Here is a 25,006-nt window from a genome sequence, read left to right as displayed (position 1 = left end):
ATTAATGATAAACTTTTGTTAAACAAAAAAGGGGAACGCATTAAATGCCTCCCCCTTTAAAATAAATATCTTAAAATTATCCGTTTTGGTGCAGCCAATCTTTTTTAGCATGCAATTCTTCTTCGGTTTCGCGTACATCTTCGTCGTCTACACAGCAATCAACCGGGCAAACAGCGGCACATTGTGGTTCATCATGAAAACCAACGCACTCTGTGCATTTATCAGGAACAATGTAATAGATATCGTCAGACAGGGCAGCCTGAGTTTCTTCGGCGTTTAAAGTATTACCATCGCCAAAATCAATTATCCCTTTTAAACTTGTACCATCGCTAAAACGCCAGGCAGCACCTGCATCATAAATAGCATTATTTGGGCACTCTGGTTCGCAGGCCCCGCAGTTTATGCATTCATCGGTGATTATAATCGCCATATTATTTAAATATTCTTATAGTATTCTATTTACCTTTGCCCCCAAATAAGGCACTGCAAATATAACAAAAAAAGGCTTTAAGGGTTTACGCCCTTTACATATATATGTCAAAATTTAATAGTACCGATACAGTAAACACATTTTCGGCTTTAGGGAAAATACTTGCCCAACCCGATTTTGGTTTAATGGAAGTGATAGAGACCGAGCGCCAGCACAACGCATGGTTTACACCCGAGAGTGTTATGAATGCCGTAAAAGCCAACGGCGAAATGCTTAACAGCACCGATCTGGAGCAATGGCTTAACAAATATAACCTTACAAATGCCGGTAACAAACGGGTTGGTTTGGTGCTTGCCGGCAACATCCCGCTGGTAGGTTTCCACGATGTACTTTGTGTACTGGCAACCGGCAACCACGCGCTGATAAAGGCATCCTCGCAGGATTCGCGGCTTATAAAATATGTGCTCGATAAACTTGTTGAAATTGATAGTTCTTATGCAAATAGGTTCAGTTTTGTTGAGCGCTTAGAGAACTTTGACGCCATTATCGCAACCGGCAGCAACAATACTTCCCGCTACTTTGAATATTATTTTGGCAAAGTGCCCAACATCATCCGCAAAAATCGTAATAGCATTGCGTTGCTTACAGGTAACGAAACCAGCGAGCAATTAGCCGCCCTTGGTCATGATATTTTTGATTATTTTGGCTTGGGGTGCCGTAACGTATCTAAATTATTAGTGCCTGAAGGTTATAATTTCAATTTCTTTTTTGAATCGATAGAACACTTTGCCCCTATTATCCATCACCATAAATACAATAACAATTACGATTACAATAAATCTATTTACCTCGTTAACGGCGACGAGCATTTAGATAATGGCTTTTTGCTATTAAAGCAGGACGAACGCTTAACCTCGCCCCTGGCCTGCCTGTTTTACGAAACCTATACCAGCCTGCCGGTAGCACAACAACATTTGCAGGAGCAAAGCAAAAACCTGCAATGTATTGTTACTAATGCCGTTATACAAACTAATAACCAGGTAGTATCATTTGGCCAAAGCCAGCACCCGCAATTATGGGATTATGCCGATGGGGTAGATACGATGGAATTTTTGTCGCGATTAAACTGAAAGCGAAAAGACCAAAGCTAAAAGCTTTTTAGGATTGGCTGGTGGCATATGAACAAAAATCGATAAATTTGAAACCTAAAGCTTTAAGCTATTTGCTTTAAGCTTTAAGCTTATAAAAATGTACATTATAAAAGTAAAAGGCGTTGCCAAAATACCCGATTACGTACAGCTACGGGATGACAAGTTTACCCTGCTGGCATATTTTAGGGTAGACAGGCCCGAGAAATCGTTAGACAAAATTGGCCTGGCCGATAAGTACGACTACATTATGGGTGTTGTTAACGAACTTCCCTTTGGTAAAATATTAAAATTAGAGCTGTAAGAAAGATGATTGGAAACTCTATTATAAAACTAAATAACGTTGATATTTTTCAGCAAAAACACCTGGTTTTATCAAATGTAAACCTGCATATAGATAAAGGCGATTTTGTGTGGCTTATAGGCCAAACTGGCTCAGGTAAAAGCAGCTTACTAAAAGTTATTTACGGCGACCTTAACATTGCCAGCGGCACCGGCCACGCCTGTGGTTATGAATTGAGCAAACTTGCCGGTAAAGACATTCCGTTTCTTCGCCGCAAGCTGGGTATAGTTTTTCAGGATTTTCAATTACTTACAGATCGCTCGGTTGAGCAAAACCTGCACTTTGTGTTACGCGCAACGGGCTGGGACGATAAAAAGCAAATTGCCGACCGAATTTTAGACGTGCTGGAAAAAGTTGGCCTGCGCTCTAAACTAAAAAAAATGCCTCATGAGCTGTCTGGCGGCGAGCAGCAACGTGTTGTTATTGCCCGCGCCTTGCTAAATAACCCCGAAATTATACTGGCCGACGAGCCAACCGGTAACCTCGACCCGGATACATCCGAAGAGATTGTGTTATTGCTTAAACAAATTAGCCAGGGCGGCACTGCAGTTGTTGTTGCCACGCACGATTATCACATCATCCGTACCTTCCCGTCGCGTATCATCAAATGCGAAAACGGTAAGGTTTTAGAGGACGTACAGATAGCTTAGTCAGTTAGCAATAGGCGGTTCATAGTTTGCAGTTTTACATAACGAAAACGGCCTACCGTCATCCGCAAACAAAAGATCCTGCCAACTGCAAACCAAAAACTGCAAACTTAACCGAATATTTTACAGACTACTGCCACGTTGTCGCGTTTAGCCCGATGGCAGGATACTTGATTAGCACTACTTGCTATGAATTTTAACGACATGCTAAAGAAAAAAAATAAAGGAAATTCAGAAACCCCTGAAAATACTGCCGAAGTGACCAATGATAACGGACAGACTGACGGACAGGAAAAAGCTGCTGAAAATAACCAGGACGGCCCTTCTATAGAAGAAAAACACAAAGAAGAGCTTAGCCAGGCCAACGATAAATATTTAAGGCTATATGCCGAGTTTGATAACTTTCGCCGCCGTACAATAAAAGAGCGCGAAGATGCACGTAAAACAGAGGGTAAAGACATAATAGTTGCCTTATTACCTGTGCTTGACGATTTTGAACGCGCTTTACGTTCTATGGACACCGCTACAGATGTGGCATCTGTTAAAGAGGGTGTCGCCTTAATTCAACACAAACTTAAAAATATACTGGCGCAAAAAGGCTTAAAAGAAATGGCATCTGTAGGTACCACCTTTGACGCCGATTTGCACGAAGCTATTACCAGCATACCTGCCCCTACCGATGATATGAAAGGCAAAGTGGTTGATGAAATGGAAAAAGGTTACGAGCTAAACGAAAAAGTTATCCGTTTCGCTAAAGTAATTGTTGGAGCATAACAATTAGTGAAATTCAAAAATAAAATGAGTTAGCGATGCTTAGTAAATCTATAAATCAATAATTCAAAAAATCAATAATTAAAAAATGGCTAAGAGAGATTATTACGATGTGCTTGGGATTAGTAAAGGCGCGGATGCTGATGAGATAAAAAAAGCATATCGTAAAATGGCTATTAAATATCACCCGGATAAGAACCAGGGTGATAAAGAAGCTGAGGAAAAGTTTAAGGAAGCTGCCGAAGCCTACGAGGTTTTGAGCAACCCCGAAAAACGCCAGCGTTACAACCAGTTTGGCCATGCCGCTAACGCAGGCTCGGCAAGTGGCGGCGGTTACGGCGGTGGCAGCATGAATATGGACGATATATTCAGCCAGTTTGGCGATATATTTGGCGGCGGCAGTCCGTTTGAAGGTTTCTTTGGCGGCGGCGGCGGCCGTCAGGGTGGTGGCCGCAGGGTTGCGCGTGGCAGTAACCTGCGTATTAAAGTAAGGCTTTCGCTTGAGGAGATAGCAAACGGTGCCGAAAAGAAAATAAAGGTAAACAAACAGATACTGTGTAAAACTTGTGATGGTACCGGGGCTAAGGATAAATCATCATTCCAAACATGTAAAACATGTGGCGGCCAGGGATCTGTACGCAGGGTTACCAACACCATACTGGGCCAGATGCAAACAACCAGCACCTGCCCTACCTGTAACGGCGAAGGTTCTACAATTACTGCCAAATGTAACGTTTGCCACGGCGACGGTGTTGTACGCGGCGAAGAAACCATCACTATTAACGTACCTGCAGGTGTAAGCGAAGGCATGCAACTGAGCATGAGCGGTAAGGGTAATGCTGCCCCACGCGGCGGTGTACCGGGAGATTTAATCATACTGATAGAAGAAATCCCTCACGAAACCTTAAAACGCGACGGCAATAACGTAATATACGATTTGCATGTAAACTTTGTTGACGCCGCCCTGGGTACCAGTGTAGAAGTACCAACCATTGATGGTAAGGCTAAAATAAAACTGGATGCCGGGACACAAGGCGGAAAAATTCTACGCCTGAAAGGTAAAGGCGTACCGGAGGTAAACTCTTACCACCGCGGCGACCAATTGATCCATGTAAATATCTGGACACCAAAAGCGCTTAGCCGCGAAGAACGCGAAGCATTAGAAAAATTGCAAAGTTCGCCCAACTTTAAACCCAACCCGGGCAAGAACGAGAAAAGCTTCTTCGAGAGGATGAAGGAATATTTTGAGTAAGGCTTATAGATATTAAAACGACATGTTTATAGGCCCGTGATCTAATGATCACGGGCCTTTTTGCGTTTATAATTCTCTAACTGTATCTTTAACGCATGCCTAATTTCCGCTCCCTTTTTATATCACCCCTTATATTTCTCTGTCATTTTGCCGTTGCCCAAAAGCCGGCTGTTAAAAACAACTACCAAACAGAAACCGGCTTGCAGCACCTTAATATCCAGCGCGCTATGATCTACTCGCCCGATAAAGAGTGGCTATATAATCATCACCCTTTTATTATTCGGTTCAAAGGCAAGTTTCTGGCAATATGGTCAAACGGTTTTAAAGACGAGGATTCGCCGGGGCAACGGGTGGTGTATTCAGTTTCTAAAGACTTTAAAAACTGGTCGCCCATAAAAGTTCTGGCCACACCGGGTAAGGTTAATGATACGCTTACCGTGTTAACAGCGGCAGGGTTACATCAGTATAAAGGTATGATGGTTGCTTACTACGGCGAATACACAAAACATCGTGAAAACACGCACTTATGGGCCAAAACCAGTACCGATGGTATTCATTGGAGTGCCGCTATAGATATGCATGTGCCGTTAATACCCAACCACGGCCCGCAGGCAATAAAAAGCGGCCGGCTTATCATTAGCGGTAACTTTTCATTCCCATATACAGACGATAAGCGGGGAATTTCGGGTTGGAAAACAAGTAGCTTTTACGCTGATTCGTTATACACACAAGATAACTCAGCAACCTTTTACGCGCCCGCGGCCAAATTGGGCTTGCCCCCGCTATGCGAAGGGTCGTTTTACCAAACAGATGATAATGTATTGCATATGCTGTTGCGCGTAACCGGCAAGGGCTGGAAAGGCCGACTATGGTTAACAGAAAGTGCAGATAATGGCGTTACCTGGTCGCGGCCGGTAGAAACAGATTTTTCTGACAACGATAGCAAGTTTCACTTTGGCCGCTTGCCCGATAAACGTTTTTACTACGTGGGTATCCCCGACACTTTGCACCATTACGACCGCAATCCCTTAGTATTATCCCTTTCAACAGACGGGAAAACGTTCAACAAAAACCATATAATAGCCAATAAACTTTATCACCTCAAGCAAGAGGGATTGTGGAAGGGCGGCCAATACGGCTATCCGGTAAGCATGATCTACAATGGGGAAATGTATGTGATCATTTCCAGGCAAAAAGAATCAATAGAGGTATTACGGTTTAAATTAGATCAGCTTAAATAGCTGTTTGTTGTAACAAAAACAGGCATCTGATATCTAATTTAGCGTTAAACTAATCCTTATATGCTAAGCATTCGCAACATTGTTAAACAATACGCCGGGCACCGCGCTTTAGATGACGTAAGCCTTGAGGTTGAAAGCGGTAAGATATTTGGCCTGCTCGGGCCAAATGGCGCCGGCAAAACCTCCCTCATCCGCATCATCAACCAAATTACCGCCCCCGATAGCGGCGAGGTATATTTTAATGGCGAAAGGCTAAACCAATCGCACATAGAGCGGATAGGCTACCTGCCCGAAGAACGTGGCCTATACAAAAAAATGGAAATTGGCGAGCAGATGATCTACCTGGCACGCCTAAAAGGCCTAACCCGCGATGAGGCTACAAAAAAGCTGAAATTTTGGTTTGAGAAACTGGGTATGGAAACCTGGTGGAAGAAAAAGATAGAAGAGCTATCTAAAGGAATGCAGCAAAAGGCACAGTTTGTAGCAACCGTTTTGCACGAGCCTGACCTGATCATACTCGACGAGCCCTTTAGCGGTTTTGACCCGGTAAATGCGGAGCTTATTAAAGATGAGATATTGGAACTGAACCGCAAGGGCGCCACCATCCTCTTCTCTACCCACCGTATGGAATCTGTTGAAGAACTTTGCGATTCCATCGCCCTCATCAATAAATCGCACAAGATATTGGATGGCCGCGTTAAGCATATCCGTAACTCGTATAAAAATGAAACTTACCTGGTAGAGTACACGGGCGAGCAACTTGTTTTTGATGGTTCGCAGCCCTTTAATATCATTAGCGAAATTGACGGCGAGGATAACAGCCATACCATTAAGCTAAAGCTGATTAACAGCAACACGGCCAATGATGTATTACAATACCTGTTGCCCAAAACAAGCATCAATATGCTGCAGGAAGTTATCCCGAGCATGAATGAGATCTTCATCGAAAAAGTAAATCTAATTGCCTAAAACATGAACAAAATTTTACTCATTATACAGCGCGAATACGTTACCCGCGTGCGCAAAAGGGCTTTCCTGATCATGATGTTTACAGTACCACTGCTAATTGCCGGTATGACAGCGTTAATAGCATACGTTGCTAAAGACAGCAACCAGATAACCAAACCCCAGGTTGTAAAAGTTATTGACGAAAGCCACCTATTTGTGGGTAAGTTAAAAAATGAAAAAAACATCCAATTCATACCAACTAACGAACCCATAGAGAAGGCAAAAAAAGAATTGAAGGATAATGAAGACCTTTCCATTTTATTAATTTCAAGGGATTATAATACTCAACCTGTACAATTCTTCTCAAAAAAGAAACCTTCTTTTATGCTTACTGAAGAGGTTGAGAGCCAGATGAACGAAATAGCATCAACCAACACCATGCTGGCAAACCACATTGATACCGCGCTGCTTAACAAAGCAAAAAAGAGTCGTGTAGAAGTAAGCGCCCTGGAAGTTACCGATGCAGGTACAAAAGATGCCAACGTAGGTGCAAGTATGGGCGTAGGTATCGCCTGCGCTATACTTATTTATATGTCGCTGTTTATATATGGTGCGCAGGTAATGCGCGGCGTTATCGAAGAAAAAACCAGCCGTATAATAGAAGTAATAATCTCGTCTGTTAAGCCCTTTCAATTGATGCTTGGTAAAATTATAGGTGTTGGGCTGGTAGGTTTAACACAATTTGGTGCGTGGATAATATTATCCGTAATAGCCACAAGGGTTTTAGGTAATAATGCTACAGGCGGCATCATGGGCGCTTTACAAACCCTGCAAACTATACCTGCCGGTTATGTATTAGGGTGCTTCCTGTTTTATTTTATAAGCGGTTATTTGTTATACAGCGCGCTGTTCGCGGCGGTAGGTTCGGCGGTTGATAGCGAGACCGAAACGCAGCAATTTATGTTCCCTATAACCCTGCCGTTATTGTTTACTTACCTGCTATCGGTAACCGTGCTTTTCCGCGCGCCGGATAGTCCGCTGGCTGTTTGGTTATCTATGATACCATTTACCGCGCCGGTTGCCATGATGGTGCGTGTACCTTTTGGTGGTGTGCCCGACTGGCAATTAGCCATATCTATGTTTATGATGGTGGTTGGCTTTTTATTTACCACTTACGTGGCCGCACGCATTTACCGTGTGGGTGTATTAATGTATGGTAAAAAGGCGAGCTTCAAAGAACTGGCCAAATGGTTCTTTTATAAAGAATAATTTTAAAGTCGTAAGCTCTTAACCTAAAGTCTGTAGTAAGCTTTTCAGCTTTCGACTTTGAACTCAATGCTTCCGACTTCAAAAAATCCCTGTTTAAGCAAAACTTAAGCAGGGATTTTTTACTTTAGCGCCCAATGAATAACAAGCACGTTGCCGTAATGGACCTCGGCACAAATACCTTTCACCTGCTTATTGCAGAAGGTTCTGCCGATATTTTTACCGAGATACTGCACCTTAACGAAGGCGTAAAACTTGGCGAAGGTGGCATTAACAAAGGCACCATCCAACCCGAAGCTTTTGAGCGCGGCATTGCTACCATGAAACGCTTCCGCAGTTATATTGATGCTAACACCGTTACCCATATAAAGGCTATTGGTACATCAGCCATTCGCAGCGCTGCCAACGGGCAGGATTTTATTAGTGCCGTAAAAGAACAAGCCCACATAGATATTGAACTGATAAACGGCGAACAGGAAGCAGCTTACATTTATGAAGGCATAAAAGCCAGTGGCGTTCTCACCAACGAAAACGCGCTAATAATGGATATTGGCGGCGGTAGTGTTGAATTTATTATTGGTAACAATAAACAGGTGCTTTGGAAAGAAAGCTTTGAAATTGGCGCAGCGCGACTGATGGACAAGTTTCACCAAACCGACCCGATACCGGTTGCATCCATCAAAGAAATGAGCCGTTACCTGGATGCTAAACTGATAGACCTTTTTGGCGCAGCACTGAAATATAAGCCTGTTAACATCATCGGCTCATCGGGCGCGTTCGAAAGCTTTGCAGAGGTAATAGAGCGCACCAAAGGCCGTGCCTTCGATCTTAAAAAAATAAGATCTTACGAATTTGATACTGATAACTTGCTTGACCTGATAGAGTTGCTCATCAAATCTAACCATAGCTTGCGCGCGAGCATAAAAGGCATCATCCCGGTAAGGGTAGATATGATAGTGGTGGCCAGCCTGCTTACAATTTACATGATGCAAAAAATGGGCATCCCCGATGTAAGTATGTCTACCTATTCGCTTAAAGAGGGTGTGCTGGCGCAGATGTTGGGTTAAAAAACATATTTAATTTTCGCCACAACTTTATATGTGTAACCGTCAATCCGGATAATGCGCTTCGGGATGTGAACAGGAAAAATAGTGGTAAAAAATGTAGCAAGCTACACCTTCAATTCCCTCCCCGGGGAGGTGTGTGGTGGCTTTTGCAATGGCAGGGAGGGGTTTATGAGTAAGCTTAAAAACCCTCCCTACACTCGTGAGGAGGGAATAAATGAAATTAAACCAACCTTTTTAATTGCTGGTACACCTTCTCGGTAGGTAACCCTACAACATTGGTATACGAGCCATTGATCCGCTCGATGCCGATAAGGCCTATACGCTGCTGAATGCCATATGAGCCGGCTTTATCCATGGGTTGGTATTCTTCTACATAACTTCGGATTTCTTCATCCGTAAGCTTACGGAAAAACACCTCGCTCCTGTCGTAAAATTTATTGTATTGGCCTTTGTGTAACAGGCAAACACCTGTGTAAACTTCGTGTACTTTACCAGACAGGCGTTGCAGCATCTCAATCGCGTGCTCAGTTGATTCGGGCTTGCCCAATATCAATCCATCAACAGCTACGATGGTATCGGCGGTTAGCACTATTTCGTCGTTAATGTCTTCGTCAAAAGCCTCGGCTTTTTTGGTGGCAATATAAAGGGCAATTGCCGATGGTGTTAGGCCTTCGGGGTACGATTCATCAACCTCCTTTAAAACCACACGGAAATCAATATCCATCAGCTTTAAAAGTTCTTGTCTACGTGGCGACTTTGAAGCAAGTATAATTTGCGGAAAGGCATTCATGCTGAGAAATTTTGACTTTTGACTTTACACTTTTGACTTAAAACCTACCAGCTATATGCTTCGGCGCTCATCCATTTGCCCTGTACCTTCATTACCTTTTCAATAATGTCGCGGGCGCAGCCTTTGCCACCTGCGTATGGTGATACGTAAGCGCTGATGGCCTTAATTTCCTCGGCAGCATCTGCAGGGCAAACCGGCAGGCCAACTAACTTCATTACCGCCAGATCAGGGATATCATCGGCCATGTAAAGGATATTGGCAGGATTGATGCTTTTCTCCTCAATGTAGATCTTAAATCGTTCGGATTTGGTGTGCGCACCCAGGTACACATCATTAATACCCAAACTATTTAAACGAAACAACGCGCTTTTAGACCGGCTGCCGGATATCGCCGCAACGTTATAACCGCATTTTACAGCCAGTTGCAAAGCGTAACCATCCTTAATATTAAAGGCGCGGCTTTGTACCCCCGTTTCGGTCACAAATATCGACCCATCGGTAAGCACGCCATCCACATCAAAAATAAAAGTGGTAATATCTTTAAGCTTGGTTAAAAAGGATTCCATTCTTTTGGATTACACTGATTGGTTAATAATTTCACCGATTTTGAGGTAACTGCAAACTACCACCTGCCTATTGCAAACTGAAACTATTGGTTATCTCTCCACTCGTAAACCCAGGCGGTTTGTATCTGCTCCAGGTGGCCTTCGTTAGATTCTTCGCGCGTACCTTTAAAGTTTGGCAGGCTAAGCACCCAGTCCAGCAATTCGGTAAAGCGTATGCGGTATATCTTTTGTTCGTTAAAATCATCACCAAACTTTTCGTAAAGGCTCATGGCAATGTCCTCGTAGTCGTTCCAGTGTATGGGTAGGGCGAATTTATCGTCGTTCATGTCTTATCTTGATTCTTGGATCTAAAAATCTTGCTTCTTTAATTAGTGCCCCATAAAGCCCGACTGGTCCGGCAGGGTAACTTCAATATCGCCGTCAATAACAACGCACTGGCAACCCAGGCGAGATGTAATGCGCGGGTTTACAGCCCTGTCAATAAAGTCCTCTTCCTTATCAGTTATCTCCTGGATGTTATCCATCCCTTTGTTAACATATATATGGCAGGTACTACAGCCGCAAACACCACCGCAATTATGCTGCAGTTCGATGCCGTTTTCCAGGCAAACGTCTAAAACAGATTCCCCCTCGGCAATAGCAAGTTCCACGCTTTCGTGGTCCTTCTCCTCAAAGTTAATCTTTACTTTAAAAATATTCATTTTGGCAAAAGTAACAAAATTACTTATCCCCGTTGCGGGTGTTTTGGTTTTTGATAATATCCTGACTTAAACGTGTATAAATTTCCTGCAGATCGGGCTTATCGTTAAGCATTTGCAAATGGCTTTGCATGGTTAACTCATCGTTACGAACGGCAGGGCCGGTTTGAACACCGGCAGGTGAATGTTCTTTTATTTTATCGGCGGTTTCGGCTATCAGCGGGCGCAGCATATCAAAGTTCATACCGCTGCCGGTTAAAAGCTGTTCGCCAATAGCATACAGGTGATTGGTAAAATTACAAGCGAACACGGCAGCCAGGTGCAATACCTTGCGTTTCTCGGAATTTATACGGTATACTTTATTACTGATGTCACGCGCAAGGCCTTCCAATGTTTGGGTGATAGCTTCGTCGGCACCTTCTATACAAAGCGGTACTTCCCTAAAATTTACCTCTTTGGTTTTACTGAAGGTTTGGAGCGGATAGAAAACACCCGCGTTTGTTGTAACTTTAATTATTGCGTTTAGCCCTACCGCACCTGATGTGTGTACTATAAGTTTGTTGTAAGATGATAAGAGGGGCACAAATGCTGGTATGGCATCATCTTTTATAGCGAGGAAAAAAATATCAGCCTCAGGGCTGATGTCTTCAGGTTTATCAATAGCCTCCGCACCGACGTGATAGGCTAATAACAAGGCATTGTGTAAATTACGGCTGTAAACCTGCGCTATGCGATGGCCCGCGTTTTTAAAAACTGCCGCCAAATGTGTGGCAACATTGCCCGAACCAATGATGGTGATACGCATAACATGTTTATTAATAGATAGCGCTAAATTAAATATTTAAAGTATTTTTAATCACTAAATCGATCACCCCTAATTGATATGAAGAAATTCCTGTGGCTCATAACTATCCTGTTAATATTTGGCGCTGCCGCAGCTTTTATTATTTACGATCACTACAACGTGGAGAAAAAAGAGCTCACCTACGAACTACGCAAAAACACTAACGGCAGCTATATAGAACTTAACAATGGCGTTACCCATTACGAACTTGACGGCCCCGATACCGGTAAGGTAGTGGTATTGATACATGGTTTTAGCGTACCCTATTACATTTGGAATGGCACTTATGAATATTTAACCGAACATGGTTTCCGTGTGTTACGGTACGATCAGTTTGGCCGCGGCTTTTCCGACAGGCCAAACGTAACTTATAATAAACAGCTTTATTTGGGGCAACTGAATGAGCTGATTGATAAACTGCACCTTAAAAAACCGGTAAGCCTGGTTGGCGTGTCATTCGGGGGAGAGATTGCAACCGATTTTACAGCCGCTTACCCCGACGCGGTGAATAAAGTAGTGCTGATAGACCCCGGCTATGTAGACAGTAAACCAAATTACCCATCATTTGTGATGGATTTTTACGAGGCTACCCATGCCGAAGAACGCGCGCTTGGCCAGATGAGCGATTTTAAATACCCGGCACGCCACCCAAGCTGGGTTGAGCAATACCAGCCACAAATGGAATACAAGGGTTTCCGCAGGGCACTGGTTTCTACTATATATAACTATAATTATAAAGCCCGCGAGGCAAACACCGCCCTGAATGGCAAACATAAACCTGTGTTACTTATTTGGGGTAAAGAAGATAATACCGTTCCATTCAGATACAGCGACTCGGTACGCAGTGTGCTTAAAACAGAATTTTTGCCTGTGACGGATGCCGGCCACCTGCCTTTTATTGAACAGCCGGATGTTGTTAACCCTGCTTTGGTAACATTTTTGAAGAAGTAACATCTAAACGTAAACTAACACTAATAAAACTATTATGGATACTTCGTTAATTACCACCAGCACCGGGTTAGACGGTTATAAAGTTGTAAAACATTTAGGCGTTGTACGGGGCATTACTGTACGCAGCCGCAGCGTTGTAGGCAACTTTGCAGGTGGCATTCAATCGTTATTTGGCGGCAGGCTTTCTGTATATGTAGAGCTTTGCGAGAACGCGCGCGAAGAAGCTTATCATCTGCTGATACAACACGCGCAGGCCCTTGGTGCAAACGCCATCATTGGCATGCGTTATGATGCCAACGAAGTGATGCAGGGCATTACCGAGGTATTGGCTTACGGTACCGCAGTAGTGGTGGAGAAAGTGGCGGACTAAAACTTACTATCACATGAACCAGGCTGAAAGCAATAACGTTTACAAAGTTTACGACAAGATAGCCAACTGGTTTGCCACTAACCGGGATACGGTATTATTAGAACAGAACTACCTCGATAAACTTATTGCTTGTTTGCCCGCCAACGGCACTGTACTTGATGTAGGCTGCGGCACGGGTAAACCCATCTTACAATATTTACTCAGCAAGGATCTGGTTGTTACCGGCATTGATGCCAGCAGCCGGATCCTTGAGATAGCGCGATTCAATTTTCCGCAAAATGAATTTATTTTAGGAGATATGCGGCAGCTAAATCTCAAGAAAAAGTTTGATGCCATTATTGCCTGGCACAGCTTTTTTCACCTGCCCGCTCAAGATCAGCCTGCAATGTTTAACATCTTTAAAAAACACTTAAACCCTAACGAGATCTTGCTTTTTACTTCGGGTACCGAAAACGGAGAAGCCTGGGGAATGGTGAGTGGCGAAAATCTGTTCCACGCCTCATTAGATAAAATAGAATACGAAAACCTATTAAAACAAAATGGTTTTGCAGTTTTACAATATACTGCCAACGACCCCGATTGTGGTTATGCTAAGGTTTGGATGGCAAAATTGCTTCCGTGACAAAGCCAATAAACTTCTATCTTTGCTTCAAATTACAAACCTATGCAAGTAATAAAGCAATATATAGAAGATAACAAGCAACGTTTGCTGGACGAGTTATTTGAGCTACTGCGCTTTCCATCCGTAAGTGCCGACCCAAAATACGCGACTGATGTTTTAAACGCTGCTGATTACGTAGCTAAAAAACTAACCGATGCAGGCGCGGACAATGTGGAGGTTTGCAAAACAGCCGGCTACCCTATTGTTTACGGCGATAAAATAATTGACGCTTCCCTGCCAACCGTTTTGGTTTACGGCCACTATGATGTGCAACCGCCAGATCCTTTAGAGCTTTGGCATACGCCACCCTTTGAGCCAACTGTGCGCGATGGCAAAATTTATGCCCGCGGCGCGTGTGATGATAAAGGACAGTTTTATATGCACGTTAAAGCATTTGAACTAATGATGCAAACCAACACCCTGCCATGCAACATCAAATTTATGATTGAAGGTGAGGAAGAAGTAGGTTCAAACAACCTGGGCATATTTGTAAAAGCCAATAAAGAGCGGCTTAAAGCTGATGTGGTTTTAATATCAGACACCTCCATGATCAGCATGGAGCACCCATCTTTAGAGACCGGCTTGCGTGGCCTATCATACCTGGAGGTTGAAGTTACCGGCCCTAACCGCGACCTGCACTCGGGTGTTTATGGCGGCGCAGTAGCAAACCCGGCCACTGTTTTAGCCAAGATGATAGCATCGTTGCATGATGATGATAACCATATCACCATCCCGGGTTTTTATGATGATGTTACCGAACTGACTACGGCCGAACGCGCTGAGTTAAACGCCGCTCCGTACGATGAGGAAGAATACAAAAAAGACCTTGACATTGCCGAAATATGGGGCGAAAAGGGTTATACCACTTTTGAGCGTACCGGCACCCGCCCCACTTTAGAGGTTAACGGCATTTGGGGTGGCTACATTGGCGAAGGTGCTAAAACGGTGTTACCGTCAAAAGCCAGCGCTAAAATTTCGATGCGTTTGGTGCCTAACCAAATATCAGAGAAGATCACCCAACTCTTTACAGATCATTTCCTAAAAATAGCCCCTAAATATGTGAAGATAAAAGTTACCCCGCACCATGGCGGCGAGCCGGTGGTTACCCCTACCGACAGTATTGCCTACCGTGCCGCGCAGAAAGCCATTGCCGAGGCGTTTGGCAAACAGCCTATCCCAACCCGGGGAGGCGGCAGCATCCCAATTGTAGCCTTATTTGAAGCCGAACTGGGTATCAAAACCGTGTTGATGGGCTTTGGCCTCGACAGTGATGCCTTACACTCACCAAACGAAAAATACGATATTTTTAATTACTACAAAGGGATCGAAACCATCCCATTGTTCCACAAGTATTTTGCGGAGTTGAGTAACGTCTGAACTCGAATTTAAAGAATTTATCGAATTGACAGAAAATGTATGCAATTCGATAAATTCCTTAATTTTTTAAATTCGAGTTTAGACCGTCCACTTCTCGCACTTTTTCAAAAACTCTTCATCAGCATCTGCGCCTATCCCAATAGCGTCGCTAATGTTGAGTTTGTACCCATCGTAGGTAACCCCTCCAACGCAGGGGTCTTGCAGGTGGCCAAGCATACAGGTATCCATATCGTAGAAATGAATGTTTGGGCTGGCGTACACAAAATGCAGTTTGGCGCTCAACGCTATACGGCTTTCGAGCATACCGCCCATCATACAGGGAATGCCGCGTTCGGCAGCTGTATCATGAATCTTTTTCGCCTCCAGTATCCCGCCCGATTTGGCCATTTTTATATTGATGTAATGGCAAGAGCCGCTGTTGATCTGCTTGCGTGCGTCGTGGTGATTGTAGATGCTCTCGTCGGCCATTATTTTCACCGGCGATAGTTTCAATAATTCGGGCAGGCGGTCGTCATACCAGGTACGCATGGGCTGTTCGCAAAATTCAATTTCGTAACTCCCAAGCGCCTGCAATGCAAGAACCGCCTCATCGAAACTCCAACCCTGGTTAGCATCTACCCGGATCTTCATCTCTGGGCCAACCGCTTCCCGGATCTGTTTAATGCGCTCCACGTCTGTTCCGGCACCCTTACCCAGCTTTACTTTTAAGATGTTTGCGCCCGATGCTTTAAAATCAATGGCTTTATGGGCCATAGCTTCTGGCGTATTAATGCCAATGGTTATGTCGCTCTCAACAACTCGCTTTTCACCACCAAGAAATTTATACAAAGGCAAGCCGGTATTTTTAGCACTAATATCATACAAGGCCATGTCAAACGCGCTTTTTATAGTGGTATTACCCGCGGCGGCATCGTGCAATTGCTGCATGCGTGCTTCAATATCAAGGGCATCCTTTCCTATCCAAAGTTTAGCGAAATATTTAGCCATTACCAGGCAGGTGTCCTGCGTTTCGCCTACGATCATCGGGAAGGCCGAGCATTCGCCCACACCGTAAAACCCTTTATTGGTATGTACGCGGATAAACACATTCTGGGCGTGGTTCATAGTGCCGGTGGCAATGGTGAAGGGCTCCATTTGGATGCTGAAACGGTAGATATTGATGGACGAAATAATTGCTGACATTGTTGTATTGCTTAATTGCTAAAATACATAAATAACCTGCTCACGATCTAAAATTTGCACTTTAACACATTTAGCATATATTTGCGTTAGTACTTCGTACCATTTCATTTCGGTTCTCCGGTTTCCGTTCCTTTTCCAGGAAACTGTCCATGCATCGAAAAGCAATTCAAGACAATTTTATTTATTAAAAAATATACATGGCATTAACAAATTTGCCTGGTCCGTTTGATTACAACTCAACCAGGAGTAAACTTTTATTAACCGAATACGGCCGTAACGTACAAAACATGGTGAAATACATTGTGGCGTTACCAACTAAAGACGAGCGCAACAAATACGCGCAGGTGGTTATAGATCTGATGGGCTTTTTAAACCCACACCTGCGGGATGTAGCCGATTTTAAACATAAGCTTTGGGATCACCTGCACATCATATCAGATTTTCAGCTTGATGTTGATTCGCCGTACCCGAAACCAAGCCCAGAGGCTATCCACCTTAAACCCGAACCGCTTAAATACCCTCATCAGCGTATAAGGTACAAGCACTATGGCAAAACCATAGAAATGATGATAGAAAAAGCCAAGGCTATTGAAGAGCCGGAGCGCAAACGCCACATGGTGCAAGCGATTGCCAACTTCATGAAAATGGCTTATGTACAGTGGAACAAAGATTCGGTTGCCGATGAAACCATCCTTTCAGATCTTTACGCTTTATCAGGCGGTACCTTAAAGCTGGAAGAGAACGTAAACCTCAACCGTGTTGAGTTCCGTGCCAACCCATACCAAAATAATCAGAATAACAACAACCGCGGACGCACCAATAACAATCAAAACAACCGTGGTGGCAGCAATGGCGGCCGTTCCAATAACAACAATCCGCGTAATAACAACAATCAAAACAACCGCAACCGCAACACGGGAGGGGCTAAAAAATATTAATTGATCATTGGTTCATAGTTGACGGTTCATAGTTCATAGAAAGAATTTGGGCTTGGGTGCAATTATTTTATAATCTTTGTACCCAAAGCATGATCTGACGATTGGAATTAGACCATGAACTATGAACCATCAACCATCGACTAAAAATGAAAGACGCATTCGAAATACAAGGCGGTAAAAAACTTAAGGGCGAAATAACCCCTCAGGGCGCAAAAAACGAAGCACTACAAATTATATCGGCCGTGTTGTTAACCGGCGAAAAAATGACCATCAGTAACATTCCGGATATTCAGGATGTAAATAAACTGATAGAGTTACTGGGCGACATGGGTGTTGAAGTTAACCGCATATCGCGCGATACCTGCACATTTGAAGCTAAAGAAATAGACCAGGATTTCTTCAACTCCGACGCGTTTAAAACAAAAGGCGGTGGTTTACGCGGCTCTATCATGATACTAGGCCCGCTATTGGCCCGTTTTGGTAAGGCATCTATCCCTAAACCCGGTGGCGATAAAATTGGCCGCCGCAGGCTGGACACCCACTTCCTGGGCTTTGAAAAACTGGGTGCCCGTTTTGATTACAACCCGGATAACGGCTTTTATAATGTAGATGCATCAAACCTGCAAGGTACTTACATACTGCTTGATGAGGCGTCGGTAACCGGCACGGCCAACATTGTAATGGCAGCCGTACTGGCAAAAGGTACAACCACTATTTACAACGCAGCCTGCGAGCCTTACCTGCAACAGCTTTGCAAAATGCTTAACCGCATGGGTGCAAAAATAACCGGTGTAGGCTCCAACCTGCTTACTATTGAAGGCGTAACCGAACTTAGCGGCACCGACCACCGTATGCTGCCGGATATGATAGAAATAGGATCGTTCATTGGCCTTGCCGCCATGACGGGCTCTGAAATAACTATCAAAGATGTGCATTACGACGAATTAGGTATGATACCCGATGTTTTTAAACGTCTTGGTATTAAACTGGAACGCCGTGGCGATGATATTTACATCCCGTCTCAAGACCATTATGAGATAGATACTTTTATTGACGGCTCTTTGTTGACTGTTGCCGACGCCCCATGGCCCGGCTTTACCCCCGACCTGCTGAGCATTGTGCTTGTAGTAGCCACACAAGCTAAAGGATCGGTATTGATTCATCAAAAGATGTTTGAGAGCCGCTTATTCTTTGTAGATAAATTGCTGGATATGGGTGCAAACATCATCCTGTGCGACCCGCACCGTGCTACTGTGATCGGTTTAGATAAAATGGTGCAGTTACGGGGTATATCTATGACCTCTCCTGACATTCGCGCGGGCGTTTCTTTACTTATCGCCGCGTTGTCGGCACAAGGACAGTCTACCATTTACAACATCGAACAGATAGAACGCGGCTATCAGAATATTGATGAGCGCCTTAAAGCGCTTGGTGCTGATATAAAAAGGGTTTAAATTAACTCCAAACACCCAATATTGAATTTCGAATAATGAAGGAAAAATTAGCACTTCATTATTCGGAGTTCTAAATTCAGTATTCGATATTACTTCTTTTTCTCTATTTTTATCGAAAACCAATAAAGCCATAATGCCTTATAAAAACCGGAGGTCATCGTATTCTACCTTTATACTGATCTTTGTTGCTTTAAAAATTATTCTTAACCTGTTTGCCATCAGCAATTTTGGCTTTCATCGCGACGAACTTTTGCACCTGGTTTTAGGCGACCACCTCGACTGGGGTTATAAAGAAGTACCTCCGTTTATAGCCCTTTTGGCAAAAGTAACTCTTAACGTTTTTGGCGATTCAGTTTTCGCGGCACGCATTTTTAGCACCCTGGCAAGCGGGCTTATTATTTGGCTTACCGGGCAAATAACTGCAGAACTTGGCGGCCGCCGTTATGCCATCACTATCGCTTGTTTAGCACTGATCTTCGCCCCCGCCTTCGCGGCAAGCGGTTATCTTTTTCAGCCTGTGGTGTTCGATCAGCTTTGGTGGGTAGTAACCGTATGGCTTTTTGTACGGTACCTTAACACCGCGAATGTAAAATATCTGTACTGGCTTGGTGTAGCTGTGGGGGTGGGTATGCTTACCAAGTATACCATGGCATTCTTTACCGCGTCGCTTATTGTTGGGATATTGATAAGCAGGGAACGTAAATTGCTTTTTAACAGGCACGTTATATTTTCTGCTCTTATAGCCATATTAATATTCCTGCCTAACATCATCTGGCAATTTGCGCACCACTTGCCGGTTATACACCATATGCGCGAGCTGCGCGAAACCCAGCTTGATTATGTAAAGCCAATGGATTTTGTAATGCAGCAGCTATTGGTTAACGGCGTAGCGCTGTTTGTATGGTTTACCGGGTTTTGCTTTTTACTTTTCTCATTCAAATTACGCAGGTTCCGGTATCTGTCTATCGCCTATATCTTAATATTTTTGTTTTTACTGAAGATGAATGGTAAAAGCTATTATCTTTTTGGCGCCTACCCTATGCTGTTTGCCGCGGGTGGCTTTGCTTTGGAGCGTATGCTTAAACGCACTTATTATGTACTGCGCACTGTTGCGGTGTTACTGTTTGTTGTACCTAACCTGCTGCTGCTACCTTTGGTATTACCCATACTGCCATTACAAAGCACGGTAAGCTTTATTAAAACCACTAAGCAGCGCCTGCCTTTCCTTGATTTTTTAACAAAGTGGGAAGACCAACAACAGCACCCGCTTACACAAGATTACGCCGATATGCTGGGTTGGGACGAGATGGCTAAAAAAGCTGCCGATACATATCACAGTTTGACCCCCGAGCAGCAAAAAAACACACAGTTATTTGCCGATAATTATGGCCAGGCGGGTGCTTTGCATCATTACAGGCATAAGTATAACCTGCCCGAAGTGGTTAGCCTAAACAGCAGTTTCCAGCTTTGGGCTGCCGATAGTTTAAGTGCACATTACATTATTTATGTTGACGACGACGACAATGTTGAACGCAGGTTAAGCAAAGTGGTAGAAAGCTACAAAGAAACCGGCAGGGTATTAAACCCACTGGCGCGTGAGCATAATTCAAGAATCTATCTTATTACAAACCCATCGCCAAAGTTGAACGAGATCTATAAGGCGGAGCTTGCGAAGAAACGCTTGCAGTAATCTTTCCCCTTGTCATGCTGAGGTACGAAGCATCTAATCGCCGGCATACATCTTCAATAATAGATCCTTCGCTATCGCTCAGGATGACAAATAAAACAATTCCATCAATTTTTTATTTTTACATCAGAAAAATCAAATCATGCGCGGCGCGAAAACCATCCTCTTACTCACCATATCAAATATGTTTATGACGTTTGCCTGGTATGGGCACCTTAAATTTAAGGAATACGACTGGGGCAAAAACCTTGGATTATTTGCAATTATTTTAATAAGCTGGGGGCTGGCATTTTTTGAATACCTTTTTCAGGTGCCGGCAAACCGCGCGGGCTTTAAGGAAGATGGCGGGCCCTTTACCTTAGTACAACTTAAAACCATACAGGAAGCCATTACGCTTACCATGTTTATGGTGTTCACCATCGTATTCTTCAAAACGGAAAAGCTTGGCTGGAACCACCTGGTCGGCTTCGGGCTGATCGTATTGGCGGTGTTTGTGATATTCAAGAAGTGGTAATATTATAAACAAAAAGAGACGCAAAATTCGCGTCTCTACATTATATGTTATACTATCCAAATTTAAGCAGATATCGCGTTGATGATATCGTACTGGGTAATGATCTCTATCTTGCCGTTATCATCCTCTACCAGCACGGCAATGTTATCCTTATTGATCATCCCGGAGATCTTATCTATTGAAGTGTTCAGGTCGATAAAAGGGAACGGGGCGGTTGAGATATTCCTAACCGGCTGCGATTTAATACCCGGATTTTCGATCAGCGAATCCAATATGTCACTCTCCGTTATCTTGCCTATCACCATACCTTTTTGCGTAACCGGTATTTGGCTTATGTTAAGCGATTTGATTGTGTTAATGGCTTCTAAAACGGTTTTTTCGCAATCTATAGTCACAATCTCCTGGCTCTCTTTTTTACCAATGATGTGGCGTGCGGTAAGCTTCTCTTCTTTAATAAAACCGCGGTCGCGCAACCAATCGTCATTATACATTTTACCCAGGTAGCGGGTACCGTGGTCCGGGAATATAATAACTACTACATCGCCTTCCTTAAACTTATCCTTCATTTGTAATAAGCCCGCAACTGCCGAACCCGTTGAGTTTCCTGCAAAGATGCCTTCTTTACGGGCTATCTCGCGGGTCATGAGGGCGGCGTCTTTATCAGTCACCTTCTCAAAATGGTCAATCAGGCTAAAATCAACGTTTTGCGGTAAAAAGTCTTCGCCAATACCTTCGGTAATGTAAGGGTATATCTCGTTCTTATCAAATATGCCGGTTTCCTTATATTTTTTAAATACCGAACCATAAGTGTCTATACCCAAAACCTGTATGGCAGGGTTCTTCTCTTTTAAATAACGAGCAGTACCGGAAATAGTACCGCCGGTACCCACGCCTACTATAAGGTGAGTTATCTTACCCTCGGTCTGCTCCCATATTTCAGGGCCGGTACTTTCGTAATGCGCCTGCGAGTTACTCAGGTTATCGTACTGGTTTGGTTTCCATGAGTTAGGTACCTCACGCTCTAAACGGGATGATACCGAGTAATAAGATCGGGGATCTTCGGGCTCAACATTGGTTGGGCAAACAATAACTTCGGCACCAAAAGCACGCAGGGCGTCAAACTTCTCTTTCGATTGCTTATCGGTACTGGTAAATATACATTTGTAGCCTTTTATAACGGCAGCTATGGCCAAACCCATGCCTGTATTACCTGATGTACCTTCAATTATGGTACCCCCCGGCTTAAGTTTACCGCTTTTCTCGGCATCCTCGATCATTTTAAGCGCCATACGGTCCTTAATAGAGTTACCCGGATTGGTTGTCTCTATCTTGGCTAAAACAGTAGCGGGGATGTCCTTCGCTATTTTATTGAGTTTAACCATTGGCGTATCGCCTATGGTTTCGAGTATATTATTGTACCACATAATATTAGATCAAGTATTTGTTGCAGGTTTAACAGGCAGTGCCCAAAATTAGTAATTAATGGTGAATAGTACTTATGGATAACTATAGATAAAACCATCCACCACTCAATTAAATACTCACCAATAATTAAAACTTAAGGTGTTTTACTGTTAACCCGCCGTTAATCAGCTGCTTTAACGATTCGATACCTACACGCAGGTGGGTTTCTACATATTGATTGGTTACATTGCTGTCGCTCTCGGCAGTTTTAACACCTTCGGGGATCATCGGCTGGTCCGATACAAGTAATAATGCTCCCGTTGGGATCTTATTGGCAAAACCTGTTGTAAAAATGGTGGCTGTTTCCATATCCACCGCCATAGCGCGGAGCTCTTTCAGATATTTCTTAAATTCTTTATCGTGCTCCCAAACGCGGCGGTTGGTTGTGTAACAGGTGCCTGTCCAGTAATCGCGCGATTGATCGCGGATGGTAGTAGATATAGCCTTTTGCAGCGCGAATGAGGGCAGCGCGGGCACTTCGGCAGGTAAGTAGTCGTTTGATGTACCTTCGCCCCTTATAGCGGCTATAGGCAGTATAAGGTCACCTACATTATTCTTCTTTTTTAAACCGCCACACTTACCTAAAAATATCACCGCTTTAGGGTGAATGGCCGTTAGCAAATCCATAACCGTTGCAGCTACGGAGCTACCCATACCAAAGTTAATAATGGTGATACCGTTTGCGGTTACGCTTTGCATAGGTTTATCAAGCCCCATTATCGGCGCGTTATCATTCCATTCAGAAAACAGCTGCAGGTATTTTGAGAAATTTGTTAGTATAATATATTCACCAAACGCATCAAGCGGGCGGCCTGTGTAACGTGGCAGCCAATTGGCTACAATAGCCTCCTTAGTTTTTAAACCCGATTTTACCGGCGTAGAAACTTCTTTAACTTTTTTTGCAGCGGGTGTGTTGTCATCTTTCTTAACATCTAATTCTTCGTTCATCTTTTTTTTTCCTCTTTTTGTGTGTATGTATTTGTACTATAAGGTTATGAAACCTTTTTATACAGCAAACCCCGGCGTGTGTTCACCAGGGTTAGTGTGTAATATACGAAAATACTTTTGTATTATCAAATAATTATTAAGCCACCTTTAACTTTTTAAGGTCGCTTTTCTCAAACTTGTCGTGTGCGTATTCTAATGTTATGTTTAAACGCTTTACGTCTTTTTTAGACGGGAACTCAAACATGGCATCTATCATAATAGCCTCGCATATAGAGCGCAAGCCGCGTGCCCCAAGTTTAAATTCCATTGCCTTATCAACAATAAAATCAAGCACCTCGGCATCAAACTCAAGCTTTACACCTTCGTACTCAAACAGTTTTTTATATTGCTTAAGTAAAGAATTTTTTGGCTCGGTCAATATATTTTGCAACGCCTCGCGATCGAGCGGGTTAAGATATGTTAATACCGGTAAACGCCCTATCAGTTCAGGTATCAACCCAAACGACTTCAGATCCTGCGGAGTAATATACTTGTACAGGTTCTTCAGATCTATCTCGCTGTCGTCGCGTTTCATTTTGTAACCCACGGTTTGTGTGCGCAGGCGGTTAGCAATTTTTTTCTCGATGCTATCGAAAGCGCCGCCACAAATAAACAGGATGTTACTGGTATTTACCGTTATCATCTTCTGGTCGGGATGTTTACGTCCCCCTTGCGGCGGTACGTTAACCATAGTACCTTCTAAGATCTTTAATAAAGCCTGCTGAACGCCTTCGCCGCTTACATCACGGGTAATAGAGGCATTATCACTTTTGCGCGCGATTTTGTCAACCTCGTCAATATATACTATGCCGCGCTCGGCGGTATTTACATCATAATCAGCAGATTGCAGCAAACGGGTTAGGATGCTTTCCACATCTTCACCCACATAGCCCGCCTCGGTTAATACGGTTGCATCACAAATACAAAACGGAACGTTAAGGATCTTGGCAAGTGTTTTTGCAAGCAGCGTTTTACCAGTACCGGTTTCGCCCACCATAATAATGTTCGATTTTTCAATCTCCACTTCATCCTTATCCACACGCTGGTTTAACCTTTTGTAATGGTTATACACAGCAACCGACAATACCTTTTTGGCATCATCCTGACCTATAATATACTGGTCGAGGTGTGACTTTATTTCGGCAGGCTTAAGCACAGAAGGTATAGCCGGCGCGGCCTTTACTTTGCGCACCTTTAATTCCTCTGCCAGTATCTCGTTTGCCTGGTCTACACATTTATCGCAAATGTGCGCATCCAAACCGGCTATCAGCATCAGGGAATCCTGTTTACCGGCACCACAAAACGAGCATCTGATCTCCTTGCTGTTCTTGTTCATCCTATTGGGTTTTATCAAAAATAAAAATTTAACAGGTTACAACAAAGCCCGCTACTGTTAGCCGGGCTTTGTAA

General features: G+C 43.7%; 27 protein-coding genes. 17 read left to right on the top strand and 10 right to left on the bottom strand.

Going from position 1 to position 25,006, the window contains the following annotated elements; translation table 11 throughout:
* Positions 1–76 precede the first annotated feature (76 nt).
* Entirely contained in the window at positions 77–430 is a 354-nt protein-coding gene (locus ACFQZI_RS05175) for a 4Fe-4S dicluster domain-containing protein (protein ID WP_377139304.1), read from the bottom strand.
* 104 nt (positions 431–534) lie between these two features.
* On the opposite strand from ACFQZI_RS05175, the gene ACFQZI_RS05170 reads away from it, so the two are divergent.
* From ACFQZI_RS05170 to ACFQZI_RS05130, 9 genes are all read left to right on the top strand, one after another.
* Positions 535–1,560, top strand: a complete 1,026-nt coding sequence (locus tag ACFQZI_RS05170; RefSeq protein ID WP_377139302.1) for an acyl-CoA reductase — start codon at positions 535–537, stop codon at positions 1,558–1,560.
* Positions 1,561–1,678: 118 nt separating this feature from the next.
* On the top strand, positions 1,679–1,882 hold the full coding sequence (locus ACFQZI_RS05165) for a fructose-6-phosphate aldolase (protein WP_377139300.1): 204 nt from the start codon (positions 1,679–1,681) through the stop codon (positions 1,880–1,882).
* Between the two features lie 5 nt (positions 1,883–1,887).
* A complete protein-coding gene (locus ACFQZI_RS05160) occupies positions 1,888–2,571 on the top strand; it encodes a cell division ATP-binding protein FtsE (RefSeq protein WP_377139297.1) in 684 nt (227 codons plus the stop codon).
* A 201-nt stretch (positions 2,572–2,772) separates the two neighbouring features.
* Positions 2,773–3,342 (top strand): nucleotide exchange factor GrpE, encoded by a 570-nt coding sequence (locus tag ACFQZI_RS05155; protein WP_377139295.1) that lies wholly within the window; start codon positions 2,773–2,775, stop codon positions 3,340–3,342.
* Between the two features lie 85 nt (positions 3,343–3,427).
* On the top strand, positions 3,428–4,591 hold the full coding sequence (gene dnaJ / locus ACFQZI_RS05150) for a molecular chaperone DnaJ (RefSeq protein WP_377139293.1): 1,164 nt from the start codon (positions 3,428–3,430) through the stop codon (positions 4,589–4,591).
* Between the two features lie 95 nt (positions 4,592–4,686).
* Positions 4,687–5,832, top strand: a complete 1,146-nt coding sequence (locus tag ACFQZI_RS05145) for an exo-alpha-sialidase (RefSeq protein ID WP_377139290.1) — start codon at positions 4,687–4,689, stop codon at positions 5,830–5,832.
* A gap of 60 nt (positions 5,833–5,892) precedes the next feature.
* Entirely contained in the window at positions 5,893–6,801 is a 909-nt protein-coding gene (locus tag ACFQZI_RS05140) for an ABC transporter ATP-binding protein (RefSeq protein WP_377139288.1), read from the top strand.
* 3 nt (positions 6,802–6,804) lie between these two features.
* The gene (locus ACFQZI_RS05135; protein WP_377139285.1) at positions 6,805–8,049 is read left to right on the top strand and encodes an ABC transporter permease; all 1,245 of its coding nucleotides are present in this window, start codon (positions 6,805–6,807) and stop codon (positions 8,047–8,049) included.
* Between the two features lie 134 nt (positions 8,050–8,183).
* A complete protein-coding gene (locus ACFQZI_RS05130) occupies positions 8,184–9,113 on the top strand; it encodes a Ppx/GppA phosphatase family protein (RefSeq protein ID WP_377139282.1) in 930 nt (309 codons plus the stop codon).
* A 220-nt stretch (positions 9,114–9,333) separates the two neighbouring features.
* On the opposite strand, the gene ACFQZI_RS05125 is transcribed toward ACFQZI_RS05130, so the two are convergent.
* From ACFQZI_RS05125 to ACFQZI_RS05105, 5 genes are all read right to left on the bottom strand, one after another.
* On the bottom strand, positions 9,334–9,903 hold the full coding sequence (locus tag ACFQZI_RS05125) for a Maf family nucleotide pyrophosphatase (protein ID WP_377139280.1): 570 nt from the start codon (positions 9,901–9,903) through the stop codon (positions 9,334–9,336).
* 44 nt (positions 9,904–9,947) lie between these two features.
* Positions 9,948–10,469, bottom strand: a complete 522-nt coding sequence (locus ACFQZI_RS05120) for a KdsC family phosphatase (RefSeq protein WP_377139278.1) — start codon at positions 10,467–10,469, stop codon at positions 9,948–9,950.
* An 83-nt stretch (positions 10,470–10,552) separates the two neighbouring features.
* Positions 10,553–10,795, bottom strand: coding sequence for a Fe-S cluster assembly protein IscX (gene iscX, locus ACFQZI_RS05115; RefSeq protein WP_377139275.1), 243 nt, complete (start codon positions 10,793–10,795; stop codon positions 10,553–10,555).
* 42 nt (positions 10,796–10,837) lie between these two features.
* Positions 10,838–11,170 carry a 2Fe-2S iron-sulfur cluster-binding protein gene (locus tag ACFQZI_RS05110; protein WP_377139272.1) on the bottom strand — a complete coding sequence of 111 codons (333 nt, stop codon included), beginning with the start codon at positions 11,168–11,170 and terminating at the stop codon, positions 10,838–10,840.
* A 19-nt stretch (positions 11,171–11,189) separates the two neighbouring features.
* A complete protein-coding gene (locus ACFQZI_RS05105) occupies positions 11,190–11,987 on the bottom strand; it encodes a Rossmann-like and DUF2520 domain-containing protein (protein WP_377141740.1) in 798 nt (265 codons plus the stop codon).
* A gap of 63 nt (positions 11,988–12,050) precedes the next feature.
* Here ACFQZI_RS05105 and ACFQZI_RS05100 point away from each other — a divergent pair, with 63 nt between their 5' ends.
* From ACFQZI_RS05100 to ACFQZI_RS05085, 4 genes are read left to right on the top strand one after another with little or no spacing between them, the layout of a single operon-like run.
* Positions 12,051–12,962: an alpha/beta fold hydrolase gene (locus ACFQZI_RS05100; protein ID WP_377139269.1), complete on the top strand. Its 912-nt coding sequence runs from the start codon at positions 12,051–12,053 to the stop codon at positions 12,960–12,962.
* Between the two features lie 34 nt (positions 12,963–12,996).
* Positions 12,997–13,332, top strand: a complete 336-nt coding sequence (locus ACFQZI_RS05095; protein WP_377139267.1) for a YbjQ family protein — start codon at positions 12,997–12,999, stop codon at positions 13,330–13,332.
* A gap of 13 nt (positions 13,333–13,345) precedes the next feature.
* Complete coding sequence (locus tag ACFQZI_RS05090) at positions 13,346–13,954, top strand: class I SAM-dependent DNA methyltransferase (RefSeq protein ID WP_377139265.1); 609 nt, start codon at positions 13,346–13,348, stop codon at positions 13,952–13,954.
* Positions 13,955–13,996: 42 nt separating this feature from the next.
* The gene (locus ACFQZI_RS05085; protein WP_377139263.1) at positions 13,997–15,370 is read left to right on the top strand and encodes a dipeptidase; all 1,374 of its coding nucleotides are present in this window, start codon (positions 13,997–13,999) and stop codon (positions 15,368–15,370) included.
* A 78-nt stretch (positions 15,371–15,448) separates the two neighbouring features.
* Here the strand turns inward: ACFQZI_RS05085 and ACFQZI_RS05080 are convergent, their stop codons facing one another.
* Positions 15,449–16,552, bottom strand: coding sequence for a mandelate racemase/muconate lactonizing enzyme family protein (locus ACFQZI_RS05080; protein WP_377139261.1), 1,104 nt, complete (start codon positions 16,550–16,552; stop codon positions 15,449–15,451).
* A gap of 197 nt (positions 16,553–16,749) precedes the next feature.
* Here ACFQZI_RS05080 and ACFQZI_RS05075 point away from each other — a divergent pair, with 197 nt between their 5' ends.
* From ACFQZI_RS05075 to ACFQZI_RS05060, 4 genes are all read left to right on the top strand, one after another.
* Entirely contained in the window at positions 16,750–17,490 is a 741-nt protein-coding gene (locus tag ACFQZI_RS05075) for a DUF4290 domain-containing protein (protein ID WP_377139259.1), read from the top strand.
* Between the two features lie 146 nt (positions 17,491–17,636).
* Positions 17,637–18,944 carry a UDP-N-acetylglucosamine 1-carboxyvinyltransferase gene (gene murA, locus ACFQZI_RS05070; protein WP_377139256.1) on the top strand — a complete coding sequence of 436 codons (1,308 nt, stop codon included), beginning with the start codon at positions 17,637–17,639 and terminating at the stop codon, positions 18,942–18,944.
* Positions 18,945–19,077: 133 nt separating this feature from the next.
* Positions 19,078–20,634, top strand: a complete 1,557-nt coding sequence (locus ACFQZI_RS05065) for an ArnT family glycosyltransferase (protein WP_377139253.1) — start codon at positions 19,078–19,080, stop codon at positions 20,632–20,634.
* Between the two features lie 139 nt (positions 20,635–20,773).
* Positions 20,774–21,145 carry a DMT family protein gene (locus ACFQZI_RS05060; RefSeq protein WP_377139250.1) on the top strand — a complete coding sequence of 124 codons (372 nt, stop codon included), beginning with the start codon at positions 20,774–20,776 and terminating at the stop codon, positions 21,143–21,145.
* 62 nt (positions 21,146–21,207) lie between these two features.
* Here the strand turns inward: ACFQZI_RS05060 and ACFQZI_RS05055 are convergent, their stop codons facing one another.
* The 3 genes from ACFQZI_RS05055 to clpX form a co-directional block, all read right to left on the bottom strand.
* Entirely contained in the window at positions 21,208–22,569 is a 1,362-nt protein-coding gene (locus tag ACFQZI_RS05055) for a pyridoxal-phosphate dependent enzyme (RefSeq protein WP_377139248.1), read from the bottom strand.
* 127 nt (positions 22,570–22,696) lie between these two features.
* Complete coding sequence (locus ACFQZI_RS05050; protein WP_377139245.1) at positions 22,697–23,557, bottom strand: AMP nucleosidase; 861 nt, start codon at positions 23,555–23,557, stop codon at positions 22,697–22,699.
* Positions 23,558–23,693: 136 nt separating this feature from the next.
* Complete coding sequence (clpX, locus tag ACFQZI_RS05045; protein WP_377139243.1) at positions 23,694–24,932, bottom strand: ATP-dependent Clp protease ATP-binding subunit ClpX; 1,239 nt, start codon at positions 24,930–24,932, stop codon at positions 23,694–23,696.
* Between the last annotated feature and the right edge of the window lie 74 nt (positions 24,933–25,006).

It is taken from the genome of Mucilaginibacter lutimaris, assembly GCF_042676625.1.
Taxonomy (GTDB): Bacteria; Bacteroidota; Bacteroidia; order Sphingobacteriales; family Sphingobacteriaceae; genus Mucilaginibacter; species Mucilaginibacter lutimaris.
This window is presented reverse-complemented; position numbering and strand designations above follow the sequence as displayed.

Coding starts and splice junctions, on each gene's coding strand:
- ACFQZI_RS05175 (WP_377139304.1), bottom strand. CDS start 430: ATGGCGATTATAATCACCGATGAATGCATAAACTGCGGGGCCTGCGAA.
- ACFQZI_RS05170 (WP_377139302.1), top strand. CDS start 535: ATGTCAAAATTTAATAGTACCGATACAGTAAACACATTTTCGGCTTTA.
- ACFQZI_RS05165 (WP_377139300.1), top strand. CDS start 1,679: ATGTACATTATAAAAGTAAAAGGCGTTGCCAAAATACCCGATTACGTA.
- ACFQZI_RS05160 (WP_377139297.1), top strand. CDS start 1,888: ATGATTGGAAACTCTATTATAAAACTAAATAACGTTGATATTTTTCAG.
- ACFQZI_RS05155 (WP_377139295.1), top strand. CDS start 2,773: ATGCTAAAGAAAAAAAATAAAGGAAATTCAGAAACCCCTGAAAATACT.
- dnaJ (WP_377139293.1), top strand. CDS start 3,428: ATGGCTAAGAGAGATTATTACGATGTGCTTGGGATTAGTAAAGGCGCG.
- ACFQZI_RS05145 (WP_377139290.1), top strand. CDS start 4,687: ATGCCTAATTTCCGCTCCCTTTTTATATCACCCCTTATATTTCTCTGT.
- ACFQZI_RS05140 (WP_377139288.1), top strand. CDS start 5,893: ATGCTAAGCATTCGCAACATTGTTAAACAATACGCCGGGCACCGCGCT.
- ACFQZI_RS05135 (WP_377139285.1), top strand. CDS start 6,805: ATGAACAAAATTTTACTCATTATACAGCGCGAATACGTTACCCGCGTG.
- ACFQZI_RS05130 (WP_377139282.1), top strand. CDS start 8,184: ATGAATAACAAGCACGTTGCCGTAATGGACCTCGGCACAAATACCTTT.
- ACFQZI_RS05125 (WP_377139280.1), bottom strand. CDS start 9,903: ATGAATGCCTTTCCGCAAATTATACTTGCTTCAAAGTCGCCACGTAGA.
- ACFQZI_RS05120 (WP_377139278.1), bottom strand. CDS start 10,469: ATGGAATCCTTTTTAACCAAGCTTAAAGATATTACCACTTTTATTTTT.
- iscX (WP_377139275.1), bottom strand. CDS start 10,795: ATGAACGACGATAAATTCGCCCTACCCATACACTGGAACGACTACGAG.
- ACFQZI_RS05110 (WP_377139272.1), bottom strand. CDS start 11,170: ATGAATATTTTTAAAGTAAAGATTAACTTTGAGGAGAAGGACCACGAA.
- ACFQZI_RS05100 (WP_377139269.1), top strand. CDS start 12,051: ATGAAGAAATTCCTGTGGCTCATAACTATCCTGTTAATATTTGGCGCT.
- ACFQZI_RS05095 (WP_377139267.1), top strand. CDS start 12,997: ATGGATACTTCGTTAATTACCACCAGCACCGGGTTAGACGGTTATAAA.
- ACFQZI_RS05090 (WP_377139265.1), top strand. CDS start 13,346: ATGAACCAGGCTGAAAGCAATAACGTTTACAAAGTTTACGACAAGATA.
- ACFQZI_RS05085 (WP_377139263.1), top strand. CDS start 13,997: ATGCAAGTAATAAAGCAATATATAGAAGATAACAAGCAACGTTTGCTG.
- ACFQZI_RS05080 (WP_377139261.1), bottom strand. CDS start 16,552: ATGTCAGCAATTATTTCGTCCATCAATATCTACCGTTTCAGCATCCAA.
- ACFQZI_RS05075 (WP_377139259.1), top strand. CDS start 16,750: ATGGCATTAACAAATTTGCCTGGTCCGTTTGATTACAACTCAACCAGG.
- murA (WP_377139256.1), top strand. CDS start 17,637: ATGAAAGACGCATTCGAAATACAAGGCGGTAAAAAACTTAAGGGCGAA.
- ACFQZI_RS05065 (WP_377139253.1), top strand. CDS start 19,078: ATGCCTTATAAAAACCGGAGGTCATCGTATTCTACCTTTATACTGATC.
- ACFQZI_RS05060 (WP_377139250.1), top strand. CDS start 20,774: ATGCGCGGCGCGAAAACCATCCTCTTACTCACCATATCAAATATGTTT.
- ACFQZI_RS05055 (WP_377139248.1), bottom strand. CDS start 22,569: ATGTGGTACAATAATATACTCGAAACCATAGGCGATACGCCAATGGTT.
- ACFQZI_RS05050 (WP_377139245.1), bottom strand. CDS start 23,557: ATGAACGAAGAATTAGATGTTAAGAAAGATGACAACACACCCGCTGCA.
- clpX (WP_377139243.1), bottom strand. CDS start 24,932: ATGAACAAGAACAGCAAGGAGATCAGATGCTCGTTTTGTGGTGCCGGT.